The 15,680-nt window shown below is 70.8% G+C and carries 12 protein-coding genes; 7 read left to right on the top strand and 5 right to left on the bottom strand.

The features are described 5' to 3' along the window. Positions 1 to 8: 8 nt before the first annotated feature. Positions 9 to 2,366, top strand: coding sequence for a SpoIIE family protein phosphatase (locus tag ACIQM3_RS34735; RefSeq protein ID WP_401631895.1), 2,358 nt, complete (start codon positions 9 to 11; stop codon positions 2,364 to 2,366). Between the two features lie 52 nt (positions 2,367 to 2,418). Here ACIQM3_RS34735 and glpK read toward each other — a convergent pair whose 3' ends face one another. The 3 genes from glpK to ACIQM3_RS34720 all read right to left on the bottom strand — a co-directional run bounded on the left by glpK (position 2,419) and on the right by ACIQM3_RS34720 (position 5,853). After that, positions 2,419 to 3,936, bottom strand: coding sequence for a glycerol kinase GlpK (gene glpK, locus ACIQM3_RS34730; RefSeq protein WP_401631627.1), 1,518 nt, complete (start codon positions 3,934 to 3,936; stop codon positions 2,419 to 2,421). Positions 3,937 to 3,960: 24 nt separating this feature from the next. After that, the gene (locus ACIQM3_RS34725) at positions 3,961 to 4,809 is read right to left on the bottom strand and encodes an MIP/aquaporin family protein (protein WP_401631625.1); all 849 of its coding nucleotides are present in this window, start codon (positions 4,807 to 4,809) and stop codon (positions 3,961 to 3,963) included. Between the two features lie 375 nt (positions 4,810 to 5,184). Next, a complete protein-coding gene (locus tag ACIQM3_RS34720; protein WP_401631623.1) occupies positions 5,185 to 5,853 on the bottom strand; it encodes a TetR/AcrR family transcriptional regulator in 669 nt (222 codons plus the stop codon). Between the two features lie 110 nt (positions 5,854 to 5,963). Here ACIQM3_RS34720 and ACIQM3_RS34715 point away from each other — a divergent pair, with 110 nt between their 5' ends. The 6 genes from ACIQM3_RS34715 (at position 5,964) to ACIQM3_RS34690 (ending at position 12,613) form a co-directional block, all read left to right on the top strand. Then, a complete protein-coding gene (locus tag ACIQM3_RS34715; RefSeq protein ID WP_401631621.1) occupies positions 5,964 to 7,010 on the top strand; it encodes a medium chain dehydrogenase/reductase family protein in 1,047 nt (348 codons plus the stop codon). Beyond that, complete coding sequence (locus ACIQM3_RS34710) at positions 7,003 to 7,650, top strand: TetR-like C-terminal domain-containing protein (RefSeq protein WP_401631618.1); 648 nt, start codon at positions 7,003 to 7,005, stop codon at positions 7,648 to 7,650. Before ACIQM3_RS34715 ends, ACIQM3_RS34710 begins: the two co-directional genes overlap by 8 nt. 94 nt (positions 7,651 to 7,744) lie before the next feature. Further along, a complete protein-coding gene (locus ACIQM3_RS34705; RefSeq protein ID WP_401631616.1) occupies positions 7,745 to 8,371 on the top strand; it encodes an ABC transporter permease in 627 nt (208 codons plus the stop codon). Between the two features lie 128 nt (positions 8,372 to 8,499). Further along, positions 8,500 to 9,441, top strand: coding sequence for an SDR family oxidoreductase (locus ACIQM3_RS34700; protein WP_401631613.1), 942 nt, complete (start codon positions 8,500 to 8,502; stop codon positions 9,439 to 9,441). An 893-nt stretch (positions 9,442 to 10,334) separates the two neighbouring features. Further along, positions 10,335 to 11,843 carry an NCS1 family nucleobase:cation symporter-1 gene (locus ACIQM3_RS34695; RefSeq protein WP_401631611.1) on the top strand — a complete coding sequence of 503 codons (1,509 nt, stop codon included), beginning with the start codon at positions 10,335 to 10,337 and terminating at the stop codon, positions 11,841 to 11,843. A 47-nt stretch (positions 11,844 to 11,890) separates the two neighbouring features. After that, the gene (locus tag ACIQM3_RS34690; protein ID WP_401631892.1) at positions 11,891 to 12,613 is read left to right on the top strand and encodes an aspartate/glutamate racemase family protein; all 723 of its coding nucleotides are present in this window, start codon (positions 11,891 to 11,893) and stop codon (positions 12,611 to 12,613) included. A gap of 347 nt (positions 12,614 to 12,960) precedes the next feature. Here ACIQM3_RS34690 and ACIQM3_RS34685 read toward each other — a convergent pair whose 3' ends face one another. Further along, on the bottom strand, positions 12,961 to 14,241 hold the full coding sequence (locus ACIQM3_RS34685; protein ID WP_401631608.1) for a VWA-like domain-containing protein: 1,281 nt from the start codon (positions 14,239 to 14,241) through the stop codon (positions 12,961 to 12,963). Next, the gene (locus ACIQM3_RS34680; protein WP_401631606.1) at positions 14,238 to 15,581 is read right to left on the bottom strand and encodes an AAA family ATPase; all 1,344 of its coding nucleotides are present in this window, start codon (positions 15,579 to 15,581) and stop codon (positions 14,238 to 14,240) included. The genes ACIQM3_RS34685 and ACIQM3_RS34680 overlap by 4 nt, the downstream gene beginning before the upstream one ends. Positions 15,582 to 15,680: the final 99 nt, after the last annotated feature.

Genomic DNA, 15,680 nt, shown 5'->3' with positions numbered 1-15,680 from the left:
CCTTGCTCGTGGTCGACCAGGACGGGACGATCCGGGGGTGCACCGCCGATGCCGCGGAACTGGCCGGGGTACGTGCCGACGAGCTGCGCGATGCCGGTGCCGACGGCCTCTTCGCCGAGCCGGGCGTCTGGGAAGAGCTGCGCGAGCGCGCGGCGGAGGCATCCTGCACCTCCGTGCGGGCCGGGCTCCGGCGCAGGTCCGGGGAGCCGCTGGCCGTACGTCTGGATTTGCTGCCGTTGGAAGCCTCACCACGGCCGGCGTTCCTCGTGCGGATCATGCCGGTGGCCGTCGCCGATCGTCGGGACGAGGACGAAGCACTGCTGCGGGCCATGTTCACCCAGAGTGGGATGGGCATCGCCATTCATGACGCCGACCTCCGTATGACCAGGGCGAACCCCGTTCCCGGCGAGCCCGGCCCGGTGCTTCCGCGGGCGGATGGGGGCCCTCTGGGGCAGAACCTGAGGAGTCTGCTCGTACCCGAGGACGGTGCCCGTATCGAAGGGCGCCTGCGCCGGGTCACCGAGACCGGCGAAGCACTCGTCGACTTCGTGAGCAGTGCCCGGCTCGCCGAGAGTCCCCACCGTGAGCGGAGCGTGTCCGTCTCAGCGCTGCCGCTGCGGGGCAGGGACGGGACATTGCACGGTGTCGCGGTCACGTTCACCGACGTGACGGAGCAGGAGCGCTCACGTCGGCGGTCGGCTCTGGTGGCCGCGGCGGCCTCCAGCCTCGGCCAGTCCCTGGGCGTTCGGCGCAACGCGGAGGTGCTGACCGACCTGCTCGTCCCCGAGTTCGCGGATCTCGCCGCGGTGGACGTGACGGAGACGGTCCTGGTGGGCAAGGAGCCGGGCGATCTGCTGGCCGGCGCCTCGCTGCTGCGGGTGGCGGCGGCCGCCCGGGACGGCCGCTGGCCCGCTGCGCTGTATCCCCTCGACTCGGTTGTCCGGGTCCAGGAGACGGAGAGCGAACTGCTCCGCGCCGGCTCCGCGCGTTTCGCCCGAGACGTCTCCGAGCTCAGGGCGCGGATCGGCGACGACGAGAGCCGCGAGCGGCTGCTGCTGGCTCCGGGCGCCACGTCGTTCATGGTCGTGCCCCTGCGCGCCAGGGGCCGGGTGCTCGGCGCGGTCGCGCTCTGGCGCACGGGGGAACGGGCGCCGTTCGACGACGAGGCCGCCGTGCTGGCCGAGGACATCGGTTCCCGGGCGGGCCTGGCGATCGACAACGCCCGCCGCTACACCCGGGAGCGCCGCATGGCCGAGGCGCTGCAGCGCAGCCTTCTCCCGCAGCCGGTGCTGGCGGTGACCGCGGCGGACACCGCGGGCTTCTACGTACCGGGTCGCACGGCGGCCGGTACCGGCGGGAGCTGGTTCGACGTCATCACCCTGTCCTCCACCCAGGTGGCGTTCGTGGTCGGCACAGTCGTCGGTCATGGGCTGAACGCCGCCGCTGCCATGGGGCGCCTCCAGACCGCCGTACGTACCCTCGCCGACCTCGACCCGGCCCCCGACGAATTGCTGACCCACCTCGACGATCTGGTCGTACGGCTCGCCGACCAGCAGCTGCCGGAGGCGAAGGACGGCTCCGTGCGCGGCGCCACCTGCCTGTACGCGGTGTACGACCCCGTCGGTGGCCGCTGCTCGATGGCGAGCGCCGGGCACCCGGCCCCGCTGCTGGCACCCGCGGACGGCGGCGCCGCCGGGACGGTGAAGCTCCCCGCGGGGGCTGCCCTGGGGCTCGGCGGTGCACCGTTCGAACCCGTCGAACTGGACATCGCACCCGGAGACGTCCTCGCGTTCCTGGCCGGCTCACTCGCCCAGGGCGGTACGCGTGATGCCGTGGCCCAGCGGCTCGGGACCGGGCCGGCGCCCGGTGGGCGGCACCCGCTGCGGGTGCAGGATCTGGGGCAGGCACTCCTCGCCCCCGTCCTCGGCGAGCCGCCGGACGACGACGCGGCACTGCTGGTGGCGCGCGTGCGGATATCGGCCGGAGGGGCGGTGGCCGCGTGGGAGTACCCCGCGGAGATGGAGCGGGTCGCGGATGCCCGGGCCGAGACGGCCGCCCAGTTGACCCGGTGGGGGCTCGACGAGCTCGTGTTCACCACGGAACTGATCGTCAGTGAACTCGTCACCAACGCCATGCGCTACGCCGGTGGCCCGGTGCTGCTCCGGCTCATCAAGGACCGACGGCTGATCTGCGAGGTGTCCGACACCAGCCAGACGCAGCCCCATCTGCGCCGGGCCCGCCTCACCGACGAGGGCGGCCGGGGGCTGTTCCTCGTCGCCCAGCTCACCCACCGCTGGGGCAGCCGGTACACCGCCTCAGGCAAGACCATCTGGACGGAGCAACTCATCGAGGGCCCGGACGAGTGACCGTCAGGGACGACCGGGCCCTCCGCGCCATCTCTCGGCAGCGGCCCGACGCTCAGGGAACCTTCACCCAGTCCAGAGTGCGTTCCACGGCCCTCTTCCAGCCCGCGTAACCGTCCGCGCGCTGTTCGTCGGACCACTGGGGTTCCCACCGCTCGGACTCGTGCCAGTGGGTGCGCAGCTCGTCGGTGTCCCGCCAGAAGCCCGTTGCCAGTCCGGCCGCGTAGGCGGCGCCCAGCGCGGTGGTCTCCGCGACGGCGGGACGGCTGACGGGGACGCCGAGGACGTCTGCCTGGATCTGCATGCAGAGGTTGTTGGCGGTCACACCGCCGTCGACCCTGAGCACATCGAGGTGGACGCCGGAGTCCTGTTCCATGGCCTCGACCACATCGCGGCTCTGGTAGCAGATGGCTTCAAGGGTGGCTCGTGCCAGGTGCGCGTTGTCGTTGTACCTGGCCAGGCCGACGATCGCTCCCCGGGCATCGGAGCGCCAGTAGGGGGCGAAGAGGCCCGAGAACGCGGGGACGAAGTACATGCCGCCGTTGTCCTCGACCGTACGGGCGAGATCCTCGCTCTCGGCCGCGGTCTTGATGATCTTCATCTGGTCGCGCAGCCACTGCACCGCGGAGCCGGTCACCGCGATGGATCCTTCCAGCGCGTAGACCACGGGGCTGTCACCGAACTGGTAGGCCACGGTGGTGAGGAGACCGTGCTGGGAGCGGACCAGCTCCGTGCCGGTGTTGAGCAACAGGAAGTTGCCCGTGCCGTAGGTGTTCTTGGCCTCGCCGGGTGAGAAGCAGACCTGTCCGACCGTCGCCGCCTGCTGGTCGCCGAGGACCCCGCCGATGGGCACGGCGGCGCGCAGCGGCCGGGAGGTGCGTGTGGCGCCGAAGGCTTCCGGGTGCGACGAGGGGTTGATCGTGGGCAGCATCGCCCGGGGGATGCCGAAGAAGCCCAGGAGTTCGTCGTCCCAGTCGAGGGTTTCCAGGTTCATCAGCATGGTGCGGCTCGCGTTGGTCACGTCGGTGGCGTGGATGCCGCCGTCGGGGCCGCCCGTCAGGTTCCACAGGACCCAGGCGTCCGTGTTGCCGAAGAGGGCGTGGCCCGCCTCCGCCGCTTCCCGTACACCGTCGACGTTCTCCAGGATCCACTGGATCTTGCCGGCGGAGAAGTAGGTGGCCGGCGGCAGCCCGGCCTTGCGGCGGATCACCTCGCCCTGGCCCGTGCGTTCGAGGTTCGCCGCGATGGCGTCGGTCCGGGTGTCCTGCCAGACGATCGCGTTGTAGTAGGGCCGCCCGTTGCGCGGGTCCCAGACCACCGTGGTCTCACGCTGGTTGGTGATTCCGATCGCCGCCAGGTCCTGGGGGGACAGGCCGCCGTAGCGCAGGGCGTTCTGCATCACCGAGTTGGTGCGCTCCCAGATCTCCACCGGGTCGTGCTCCACCCAGCCGGAGCGGGGCAGGATCTGTGCGTGCTCCAGCTGGTGCTTGGCGACTTCGTTGCCGCCGTGGTCGAAGATCATGAATCGGGTGCTGGTGGTTCCTTGATCCACCGCGCCGATGAAGTCCGCCATGATGTGCCACCTCTCCGGCCGGTGTTATCGGTTTTCGCTCGCCGGGACCCGTCCCGGTGGTTCGGGCTCGGCGGCCGGCAGGAACCGGCCGACGAGGCCCTTGTACAGACCCGCGCCGAGCAGCCCGCCGATCAGGGGGCCGACGATGGGTACCCAGAAGTAGAGATTTCCGTACTGATCCCGCCATGCTCCGCCGTAACCGGTGATGAAGCTTGCCAGCCGGGGGCCGAAGTCACGGGCCGGGTTGATCGCGTAGCCCGCGTTGGTCCCCCACGCCATGCCGATCGCGACGACGACGAGGCCGATGACGAACGGGGCCAGGTTCGCACCCGGCGGGGTGTTCAGCATGTCGGTGATGGCCATGATCAGCAGCAGGAGGATGGCGGTGCCGATGACCTGGTCGCGGAAGGCGCCCCATTCATGAACCGGCAGGGCGGGGTTGCCGTTGGCCGGGAGCGTGGAGAACACGGTCTGTGTCTTGACGGTGTGTCCGGGGTCGGCCTTCGCCAGCGCCTCGCTGTAGTTCCAGCGCACGAGGAGGGCGGCCACGAACGCTCCGGCCGTCTGGGCGAGCGCGTACGGAGCCACCTTGCTCCACGGGAACCCCTTGAACGCGGCGAGTGAGACGGTCACCGCGGGGTTGAGATGGGCCCCGCTCAGCCGCGCCGCGACGTAGACGCCCAAGGTGACACCCAGGCCCCAGGCCCAGGCGATGCTGTCGTGGTCCCCGAGGCCGCCGGGCGGATCGGTCAGTGCGCCGCCCGCCGCCACTTGGGCCACCACACCGCACCCGAAAAGGATGAGGATCATCGTGCCCGCGAACTCTGCTGACAACTCGCCCAGCAAACCGGACCCTGCACGGCGCTCAGCCATGGAAGCTCGCCCTCCGCCGGCCGAACCGGCTGTCGACTATTACCCGGCAACATGAGCAGGCTAAGACGCCTCGCATAAAGGTGCATATCGGGATGAATGTATCTCGATGCCTTCTGTGGAGACGGGGATGGGCTCCATCGTCGAGCGGGGAGTGCCGGGCACCACGGCGGAGTCATGACGAGGAACGGCCGCGGACCCGATGCACTGGATCGACTACGGCGGCGGCGGGTTTCCTGCCGGAGCGTCCGGCCCTCTCGCCGGCGCCGCTGCCCCCGAGTGCTCCTGCGTACGGCCTCGCACCGATGGGGTTCGGGGTCGGCGGGCAGAAGGCTGGGAGCGGCCGGTGGAGAGCGCCGCCCGGCTCGCTGCGGGGGCTCATGCGTCGGCGGTGTGGGTGTCCAAGTGGGCGAGTGTGGTGATGATGCGGTCCTCGATGTCTTCCGGCCAGGGGAAGGCGCGGGTCACGGCGCGCTGGTGGGCGAGTCCGTGCAGGCCCAGCCAGAGTGCGACCGCGTCGGCGGAGGGGTCCGTGCTGGTGGAGTAACCGCCGGCGACGCAGTCGCCGAGGGTGTCGACCAGGATCTGCATGGTCTCCATGCCGAGGGTGGCCAGATCCTGCTCGGTCAGCGAGCTGTCGCCCAGGTCCGGCACCCAGAGCCCGCCGAACATCGTGCGGTAGCGCTCGGGGTGGAGCCGGGCGAATTCGAGATAGGTGTTGCACACGGCGTACAGGCGCTGCCGTGGGTCGTCGTCGGTCTCGCCCAGTATGGAGCGCAGTTTGTTCTCCAGTCCGGTGAACTCCTGGCGCACGACGGCGAGCATGATGGCCGGCTGGTCGGAGAAGTGCGGGTAGATCGACGGGGCGGCGATGCCCACCTTGCGCGCGACCGACCGCAAGGTGATGGCGCGCTCGTCGCCGGCCTCGTCGAGCAGCTCCACCGCGGCGGCGATGATGTCGTCGCGCAGGCGACCGCCCTCGCCGCGCCGGTTGCGCGCGCGTGCCGGTCCAGGTGTGGATGAGGCGGCTGTTCCGGTGTGTTCCATCCTGTCACCTTACACAGTGAAGTTTATTGCGGCAGCCCCTTGCGCTACTCGACTGACGCTTGTAGCTTTACGGCTGTAAGCAAACAGGTCAAGCGTCAGGGAGTTCCATGATGACCAGCACAACCACCACCCGTGTCACCGAGATCGTCCTGCCCGGCCCCGTCGAACCGGACGGCCTCGAGCTCCGGACCCGTGATCTTCCGGCCCCCGCCGAAGGGCAGGTCCTCCTGGAGATGAACGCGACCGGCGTCGCGTTCGCCGAACAGCAGATGCGGCGCGGGAAGTACTACGACCAGCCGCCGTTCCCCTTCGTGCCCGGCTACGACCTCGTGGGCACGGTCACCGCCACCGGTCCAGGTGTGGACGCGGGGCTGACAGGGCGCCGCTTCGCCGCGGTGACCAAGACGGGAGCGTGGGCCAGCCACCTCCTCATCGACGTGACGGAGTTGCTTCCGATGCCGGACGGGGTGGACGCGGCCGCTGCCGCGACCCTGGTCGTCAACGGAATCACCGCCTGGCAGATGCTGCACCGGATCGCCAAGACCCCCACGGGCGGGACCATCGTCGTCCTGGGTGCTAATGGCGGGGTCGGCTCCACGCTCGTGCAGCTGGCCAGGCACGCCGGCATCACGGTGATCGGCACCGCCTCGAAGCGTCACCACGAGACCGTGCGCGAACTGGGCGCGACCCCCGTCGACTACCGCGGCCCCGACCTGTACGACCGGATCCGGCAGTACGCGCCGGACGGGGTCGACGCCGTCTTCGACCATGTAGGAGGTGACGGACTGGAGCAGTCCTGGCGGCTGCTGCGCCGCGGCGGAGCGCTGGTCTCGTACGGCACCGCCGCGACCAAGGACGAGGAGGGCAACTCGCAACTGCCGGTCCTCAAGCTGTTCGGCCGGATAGCCGCCTGGAACACCCTGCCCAACGGCAGGAGCGCACACTTCTACAACTTCTGGGCGGGCCGCCGGCTCCGCCGGGCCGCCTGGCACGGCCGCCTCAGCGAGGACCTCACCCATGTGCTGCGACTGCTGGCCGACGGCTCCATCGCCCCGCAGATCGCCGCCCGATTCCCACTGACCGACACCGCCTCGGCACTCACACTCGCCGAATCCCGCACCGTCATCGGCAAGGTCGTCATCCTCCCGGATGCCTGACGGCATGGGCGCCCCGGCCCCTTCGGCGCGATCCCGGCGGGCTGTCCGCCCGCGCAACCGCCGAGGCGAGGGTGTCCACCTGCGCGCCGACATCCTGGCTGCCGCGAGCGACCTGCTCGACCGCGGCGACGAACGGACAGTGAGCCTGCGCGCCGTGGCGCGGGCGGCGGGGATCGCGGCTCCCTCGATCTACCCGCATTTCTCCGACCCGCAGGCCATCATGATCGCCGTCGTCCGTGAAGCCTTCGCCGAACTGGCGGGCCGGCTCGAGGCTGCCGTGGATGGCGCCGACGACGCCGAACGGGGCTTGTACGCCGCCTGCCAGGCCTATCTCGGTTTCGCCGCCGCTCACCAGGGCCGCTACCGCGCCATGTTCGGCGGACTCCGGAACCCCGACGTCGCCGACGACGTGTCCCGTCTCGGCGCGGAATGCCCGCGAATCCTCGCCGGTGTCATCGCCGACTGCGTCACCGCCGGATGCTCGACCAGCGCCGCCCCCTACGCCGACGCGGTCGCCCTCTGGCTGGGTCTGCACGGACTGGCTCACCAGCGTGCTGTTTCCCACGCCTTCCCCTGGCCCGCCGACTTCGTGCGGCGCTGCGTGGCCCCGCTGTCCCACACCGCCCCGCCCCGGGGCTGAACCCGCCCGAACGATGCACTCACGCCCACTGGTTGCTCGTCGTGAGGCTCGCACGCCGTCTGATGCTCCATCCCCCAACCTCGGAGGAATCGCCATGTCGATCGCCACCCCTGTCCCGACGGTCAACCCCGTCACGCCGACCACGAGCGATCGCCCCACCTTCGCACCTCTCCCGGGCGACGTGGACAACCGGGCCACCTACATCAGCTTCGGCCTCGCCTATGTATTCGGGCACGGCTCAGCCGCGGTCTCCCAGGGGGCCACCCCCTTACTGGACCTGCCCGGCTGGCTGCCCATGACGCTCCTCGGGGCCGGGCTCGCGGCCGGCACCCTCCAGGCCACAGTTGCCGCCATGCGAGCGCAGCGCACCGCTACGAAGCCTGACGACATTCTCTCCGGCAAGCTGCTCGGCATCGCCTGGGTGACTGCCTTCGCCGCCCTCTTCCTCGCCATAACCGGCCTGACTTCCACTGTCGACGTGCCCGATCTGCAGTCCACGCTCTGGCCCACCGGCTCCGGGTTCGTCGTCGGCCTGCTCTATGTCGCGGAAGGAGCAGTCCGCCGCAATCTGCTGCACTACGGCCTCGGCACCTGGCTCGCGCTGGCCTCCACCGCGGCCCTCCTGCTCGCCAGCCCTGGCCTGTACTGGGTTCTGACCGTGGCCGGCGGTGGCGCCTACGCCCTCGCCGCGGCACTCGAACGCCGCCGTCTCCTGCGGTGACGGCCCGCCGCCCGGGGGGGGAGCCCGTGCATGCGATGGCAGGCGCTGTCGTCAACTGTTACGCTGATGTCAGTAACTGACATTGTTGTTTCTTCGTGCCGCCCAGCGGTACAAGGAGGTCGTTTCACATGCGTGTTTTCGTCACCGGCGCATCCGGCTGGATCGGCTCCGCTGTCGTCCCCGACCTGATCGGGGCAGGACATCAGGTCGTAGGACTCGCCCGTTCGGACGCCTCCGTCAAGGCCCTGACCGCAGCCGGGGTCACGGCGGTCCGCGGCACCCTTGATGATCTGGATGTCCTGAGCAGTGCGTCCGCGGCGGCGGACGGCGTGATCCATCTCGCGTTCGACCACGAAGTCGCCTTCTTGGGAGGGGACTTCAAGGGTGCGGCCGACAGGGACCGGCGCGCGGTCGAGGCGATGGGAGAGGCGCTGACCGGTTCGGACAAGCCGTTCGTTCTCGCCTCCGGCACGCCCGCGGTGCCCGGGCGGGTGGCGACCGAGTTCGACGGGCACGACGTTCTCCCGGGTGTCGCCGACGATCCGGTGCTCGCGGGCCCGATGGCCCGGATGGCCACCGCCGAGTGGGTGCTCTCACTCGCCTCCCGCGGCGTCCGCTCGTCCGTCGTGCGCCTGCCGCGGACAAATCATGGAGAAGGGGATCAGGGCTTCGTGGCGACCCTGATCCGCACGGCTCGCGAGAAGGGTGTGGCGGGCTACTACGGCGATGGGAGCAACCGCTGGCCCGCTGTCCACCGCCTGGATTCCGCGGACATGTTCCGCGTCGCGCTGGAGAAGGCCCCGGCGGCATCGACGCTGCACGCCGTCTCCGACGAGGGTGTCTCCCTCCGGAGCATCGCCGAGGTCATAGGCCGGCACCTGAATGTGCCGGTGGCCTCCGTGCCGCCGGAGGAGGCCGGGGAGCACTTCGGCTGGCTCGCCATGGTGCTCTCCACCGACCAGCCGGCCTCCAGTGCGGTGACACGCGAGCTGACGGGGTGGCTGCCGACGCAACCGGGGCTCATCGATGATCTGGACAAGGGCCACTACTTCCGCAACCCGTCCGTCTGAGTCGCGCCGGCACGAAGCCCCGCCCGCCTCATGTGAAATGTTGTCGGCCGGTGGGGGAGGGGCGGCTGCTCTCCGGGAGTCGGCATCCTTGGAGCCGCCGCTGCCGTCGCTCAGCTCGCGGCTCGCCTCCGATGTTCCCCTCTCCGTGGGTCGGTGCCCCGCCTGGTCGGCCACGCTGAGCTCGATCTCGGGCTGAACCGGACCGTGGCGCCCCCGGCTTGCCGTACGGGGGTCCCCCGGCCGGCGCGCGGACGACGCCGATGCCTTCGTGGTCGATCGCGTCCTCTGTCCGCTCTGCGTACGTCACGCCGGGTGCCTTCGCGGCCGCCATCCCGATCCTCTGCGGTCAGGGCGACAGCCGTGGCTACCGCGCTGGACCAGCCCGGTGCGGTAGCCCGTTCTGTAGTGCCTGAGGCTCCCGTCATCTGTGCACCCGTCGCCTGGCGTTGTCCACCGGAGGGCGGGGATGCCGAGAGGTCAGGGAAGCGTTGAGTCTCCTCGTGCCTCCACCCGTGAGCGACTCCGCCAAGCGGTCAGGAGTCAAAGCCCTCGGTCATGATCGTGAGCGAACGCCTCGCAGCCCCCGCGCGTAGGCGTGCTCCCGTCTGGTCATCGTGTCCCTCGCGCATGTCCCTGTTCGCGGTGGCGCATGGCGCTCCCCGTGCCCGCGCTCCCGGCAGTCTCACGCCCTCCGCGTCGAAGTCACCTGCCCGTAACCCTTGACGCTGCGCTTTGGTGAAAACTACGTTTTGGTTTGCGGAAATCAACTTCCACCTTGTGGAAACCTCTGAAACCTCTCTCGGTCGCCAGGGCCCGTGGTGTGCAGCCTTCTCCTGAAGTAGGCCATCAACAGGCCTCGTTGCGGCCCCTAGCGAATACTCGAGGGTCGATCGATGACTGCTGTGGAGGACCGGCCGCCCGGGACGGCCACCGGGGACACCGGAGATGCCGGGGGCACCGGAGGCACCAGCTCCGTCCTGTACACCTACGACCTGGCCCCGACGAAGAAGCAGGGGCGCCGTTGGGGCGCGTACAACGTCTTCACGCTCTGGGCCAACGACGTCCACAGTCTCGGCAACTACGCCTTCGCGATCGGTCTCTTCGCTCTGGGACTGAACGTGTGGGGCATCCTGGCGGCCTTCGCCCTCGCGTCGGTGCTGCTCTTCCTGCTGCTGACGCTGTCAGGGTTCATGGGGCACAAGACGGGTGTCCCCTTCCCTGTCATGAGCCGCATCGCGTTCGGCATCAGGGGCGCGAAGATACCGGCTGCCGTCCGTGGCGTCGTCGCCATCGCCTGGTTCGGCATCCAGACCTACCTCGCCTCCGCGGTCCTGAGCACGCTGCTGATCGCACTGTTCCCCGGGCTTCGCGGTCTGGACTCGAATTCCTTCCTCGGGCAGTCGACCCTCGGCTGGATCTCCTTCCTCTTCCTGTGGGCCCTGCAACTCCTCATCGTGAGTTACGGCATGCAGATGATCCGGAGGTACATGGCCTTCGCTGCACCCACGACCCTGATCACCATGCTCGCCCTCGCGATCTGGATGTTCCTACGGGCTGACGGCTCGATCTCCCTCTCAGTCGACGCACCACTCACCGGCGGAGCGATGTGGCTGCAGATCCTTCAGGCCGCCGCTCTGTGGGTGGTGATCTACGGGACCTTCGTACTGAACTTCTGCGACTTCACCCGCTCCGCCAGGAGCCGTGGCTCCATCGTCCGCGGCAACGTGGTCGGGATCCCGCTCAACATGCTCTTCTTCGCAGTCATCGTGGTGGTCCTCAGCGGGGCGCAGTTCAAGCTCGACGGGCACGTCATCACCAGCCCCACGGACATCGTCCGGACCATTCCGAACATGTTCCTCCTGGCGACGGCCTCGCTCGCCCTCATCGCGCTGACCGTCGCGGTGAACCTGCTGGCCAATTTCGTCGCGCCGATCTACGCCCTCATCGACCTCTTCCCGCGACGGCTGAACTTCCGTCGGGCAGGCGTGGTCAGCGCGGTCGCCGGGCTGGTGATCCTGCCGTGGAATCTCTACAACAGCCCGGTGATCGTGAACTACTTCCTCGGCGGGCTCGGCGCCCTCCTCGGACCGCTCTTCGGCGTGATCATGGCGGACTACTGGCTGCTGCGGAAGTCCAGGATCAACGTGCCCGATCTCTACAGCGAGGACCCCGGGGGCGAGTATCACTACAGCCGCGGCTTCAACCCCCGCGCCGTAGCGGCCTTCGTCCCCAGTGCCGCTGTCGCCGTTGTCGTAGCCCTCGTGCCCTTCTTCCATGCCGCGGCAGGATTCTCCTGGTTCGTGGGCGCCTTTCTCGCCGCCGTGCTGTACACGATCGTCGCGGACCGCGGCGCACAGATCCGGGACGTGGACGGCGAGGCCATCGCCGTCGCCGCCGAATGAACCGCCGAATGAACCACCGAACGACCCGCCGAACCGAAGGCCGTGGAATGCGCATCCTCGTCGTCAACGTCAACACCACGCAGTCGATCACCGACTCGATCGGCAGGCAGGCGGCCGGTGCGGCGGCACCCGGTACCGAGATCGTCCCGCTGACCCCCTCCTTCGGAGCGGAGTCCGTCGAGGGCAACTACGAGAGCTACCTCGCCGCGATCGCCGTGATGGAAGCGGTCCGCGCCCACCCGGAACCGTTCGATGCCGTGATCCAGGCCGGCTACGGCGAGCACGGCCGGGAAGGACTGCAGGAACTGCTCGACGTGCCCGTCGTCGACATCACCGAGGCGGCTGCGAGCACCGCACAGTTCCTCGGCCGCAGTTACTCCGTCGTCACGAGCCTCGACCGCACGGTCCCGCTGATCGAAGAACGTCTCCACACCGCGGGTCTCAGCGCGCGCTGCGCCTCCGTGCGGGCCAGCGGGCTCGCGGTGCTCGACCTGGAACGGGACGAGAAGGCGGCTGTCGACGCCATCGTGGAACAGGCCGCCCAGGCCGTGGAGGTCGACCGGGCGGAGGTGATCTGCCTGGGATGCGGCGGCATGTCCGGCCTCACCGAGCGCGTCGAACGCACCGGGGTCCCCGTCGTCGACGGGGTGAGCGCCGCGGTGACCATTGCCGAGTCCCTCGTCCGCCTCGGGCTGACCACCTCGAAGGTGCGCACCTACGCGCCGCCGCGTCCCAAGCGGTTCGTCAACTGGCCCCCCTCGGCACGCTGACCTGGATCGGACAGGAGCTGGGGCTGCCAGGGATGGGAGCCCTTCGACCGTGCGGCGCGAGGTCGAGCCGGTGATCCGGGAGACCACCTCCAAGGGGTGACAGCCGTTCCGCCAGGGCGTCGATCGCGGCGAAGCCGGCACCCGCACAGCACCTGGGCAGACTCGACCTGACGGAGCGTCCATGGGGCCAGGCGCCCTCGGCGGCCCTGCCGTTTCCGGCCGAGGACGCGGAGGCAGGTCGCGGCGCGGGAAGCGAGGTTCCCGCCGCGCTCTTGCTGGTCGGGCTACGTCCCTGCGGTACCGGCCACCCGCCGTGTCGGGAACCCCTGGCCGGTGGCCCTTCGCCGTCAGCCGATGGCCACCACCCGGGCCCACGCGGGTGGCCCGTCCGGGGTGTACTCGGGATCTGACTCGTTGTAGGACGAGCGGTGGTTGTCGCGGCCGAACAGGCCCACCACCGTCCGGCACGGCGGGCGCCGGGACGGCCACGGGGTCTGGCCGTCCGTCAGCATCACCACGACGTCCGGGCGCGGACGGGACTCCAGGGCGCGGGCGAAGCCCGTACGCAGGTCGGTTCCGCCACCGCCGAGCAGTTCGACGCCCTCCGCGCCGCCGCACAGGGGGCGGACCCGGCCGGCCGCCGCGTCGCACGGCAGTACGCCGACGAGGTCGCGGCGACCGCCCACGGCCCGGGAGATAGCCGCCACCTCCAGCAGCGCGCTGCCCAGCTCCCCGTCGCTGACCGAGCCCGAGGTGTCGATCACCACGACGACGCGCGTCGGCCTGCGCCGCAGGCTCGGCAGGATCGCGCCCGGGACCGCCGCCGAACGGCGCGCCGGCCGGCCGTACACATAGTCCTCGCCCGTGCCCGGCGCGGAGGCCGCCGACCGCACAGCCGCTCCGAGCAACTCCCGCCAGGGCTGCGGCGGGTGGAACGCCTCGTCCGCCCACCGCCGCCACCCCGCAGGCGCACTCCCCGGGCGGCCCACGATGCCCTGCGCCACCCGGAAGCGGACCGCGTCCCGTTCCTGCGTGCTGAGTCCGTGCGCCCCGTCCGGTCCCAGATCCCACGGGCGCGGCAGGCCGTCCGCACCGCTGCCGCACTCCAGCCACGCCAGGTGGGCGGTGTGCGGCCCGAGCCGGAACTGGCGGAGGTAGTCCTCCATCAGTTCGCCGTCCTTCAGCCCGAGTGACCCCGGGCGGACGGCTCCTGCGGGCCCCACCAGCCCCTCACCGAATATGTCGTCGTTGATCTCGCAGTCGGCCGCGATGTTCATCCGCAACCGCTCGGCCGGACCGCTCAGTCGGTGGCGGTGCGCATAGCGGTCGCTGCGCCCGTGGTGGTCGCGCAGCAGGTGCGACACCTCGTGCACCCAGACACCGGCCAGCTCCTCCACCGGTGTGCGGTCGACGAAGGCGGGTGACACGTAGCACCGCCAGTCCGGATCGACCGCCATCGTGGGGACGCCGCGGGACTCCACAGGATGCAGGGCGAACAAGGCCGTCGCGAGGTACGGCCGCACCCGGGCTGCCTGAAGGCGGGCCGCGAAGAGCTTCCCGGTGTCCAGCCCGCTCTCGGGGACGCGGTCGGCGGGCGCGGCGGGCCGGCCGGGGGCGGGCGCGTTCACCGGCCCACCCGTGTGACGTCGAGGGCGCGGACCTTCGCCAGGTCGGCCCGCTGCGATACGGACACCGCTCCGGCGAGCCCTTCGATCGACACCGGCACCTCCCAGTCGTCGCGGCGCAGGGTGGCGAGCGTCGTCGCCGGAACGACCAGCAGGTCCGGAGCGCCGGTCTCCGCCGCCCTGGCCAACAGCGCCCAGGCGGCATCCCACCGGCCCCGCTCGGGGCGCGTGCGGACCGCGGCGACGACCGCGTCCAGCGTCACCTGCCGCAGGTCCCCGCGCCCCGGCAGCTCCGCACTCCCCGGATCGGCCAGCAGGTCCTCCGGATCAGGCAGGTCCATCCTGTCCAGGTAGGCCAGGAACTCCAGCCCGGGGCCATCCCCCACCGTGCCCCTGACCAGCATCGACAGGACATCGCGCGAGGCGCCGGCGGCGGTCGCGAAGGCGGTCAGGCACAGCGCCATGTCCCAGCTGCGCGGTGACGGCCAGGCACCGCCGCGCTGGGCCTCGCCCGAGGGCAGCCGGTGCACCAAGGCGGGACGGGCGCCGAGCAGCCCGCACACCGCGCGGCGGGCGAACGCCACGGACTCGGGCAGCCGGCCGGCGTCGAGCACCGGCAGCGTGGCCCGGGGCCAGACTCCACCGAGCCCCCGTACCACCACGTCGGTGTCGTGGACCCACTGGAGGTGGACGAACCGGTTGGCGAGTGGCGGACTCAGCTCCCATCCGTCGGCGGCGGAGGACCGGGGATTGGCGGCGGCCACGATCCGTACGCCCGGCGGCAGGCGCAGAGCGCCGACCCGGCGTTCGAGTACGAGGCGCAGGAGCGCCGCCTGCACGGCTGGCGGGGCGGTGGACAGTTCGTCGAGGAACAGCAGGCCGCGGCCCGCCCGCACCAGCCGTACCGCCCAGTCCGGCGGCGCCATCGGGATTCCGTTCTCAGCCGGGTCGTCCCCGATGACGGGAAGACCGGAGAAGTCCGACGGTTCGTGGACGCTGGCGATCACCGTGGTCAGTGGCAGGTCCAGGGTGGTGGCGAGCTGGGTGAGCGCAGCCGTCTTGCCGATGCCGGGCTCGCCCCACAGCAACACCGGCAGATCCGCGGACACGGCCAGGGTGAGTGCCTCCAGCTGCGGGTCCGGACGGGGTGCGGTGGTCGTGTCACGCAGCAGAGCCAGTAGCTCGCCGGACAGGTCGGGGCGGGAGGCCGGGGCGGAGGGATCGAGGGCGGAGGGCTCGAGGGCGTCGGACGGGTCCGGCGTCCGCGGCGTCTCGGGCAGTGGGGTCTCGGGGAGCACGGTCTCGGAAAGCGTGGTCCCGGCGAGCGGGGCGTACGTGGACATGAGGCATCACCTGTGGGGTCGTCGAGGGCGGTCGCCCGGTGGTGCGGGCGCGCGAGGGCACGGCAGGGAGGGCGGCGGTCCTGCGGAACCACCGGCGGA

The sequence above is a fragment of the Streptomyces sp. NPDC091271 genome (genome assembly GCF_044757505.1).
Taxonomy (GTDB): domain Bacteria; phylum Actinomycetota; class Actinomycetes; order Streptomycetales; family Streptomycetaceae; genus Streptomyces.
This window is presented reverse-complemented; position numbering and strand designations above follow the sequence as displayed.

Excerpts from the sequence above, each read along its gene's own strand:
- ACIQM3_RS34725 (WP_401631625.1), bottom strand. The coding sequence starts at position 4,809 with ATGGCTGAGCGCCGTGCAGGGTCCGGTTTGCTGGGCGAGTTGTCAGCA.
- ACIQM3_RS34700 (WP_401631613.1), top strand. The coding sequence starts at position 8,500 with ATGCGTGTTTTCGTCACCGGCGCATCCGGCTGGATCGGCTCCGCTGTC.
- ACIQM3_RS34680 (WP_401631606.1), bottom strand. The coding sequence starts at position 15,581 with ATGTCCACGTACGCCCCGCTCGCCGGGACCACGCTTTCCGAGACCGTG.
- ACIQM3_RS34690 (WP_401631892.1), top strand. The coding sequence starts at position 11,891 with ATGCGCATCCTCGTCGTCAACGTCAACACCACGCAGTCGATCACCGAC.
- ACIQM3_RS34715 (WP_401631621.1), top strand. The coding sequence starts at position 5,964 with ATGACCAGCACAACCACCACCCGTGTCACCGAGATCGTCCTGCCCGGC.
- ACIQM3_RS34695 (WP_401631611.1), top strand. The coding sequence starts at position 10,335 with ATGACTGCTGTGGAGGACCGGCCGCCCGGGACGGCCACCGGGGACACC.
- ACIQM3_RS34720 (WP_401631623.1), bottom strand. The coding sequence starts at position 5,853 with ATGGAACACACCGGAACAGCCGCCTCATCCACACCTGGACCGGCACGC.
- ACIQM3_RS34710 (WP_401631618.1), top strand. The coding sequence starts at position 7,003 with ATGCCTGACGGCATGGGCGCCCCGGCCCCTTCGGCGCGATCCCGGCGG.
- ACIQM3_RS34705 (WP_401631616.1), top strand. The coding sequence starts at position 7,745 with ATGTCGATCGCCACCCCTGTCCCGACGGTCAACCCCGTCACGCCGACC.
- glpK (WP_401631627.1), bottom strand. The coding sequence starts at position 3,936 with ATGGCGGACTTCATCGGCGCGGTGGATCAAGGAACCACCAGCACCCGA.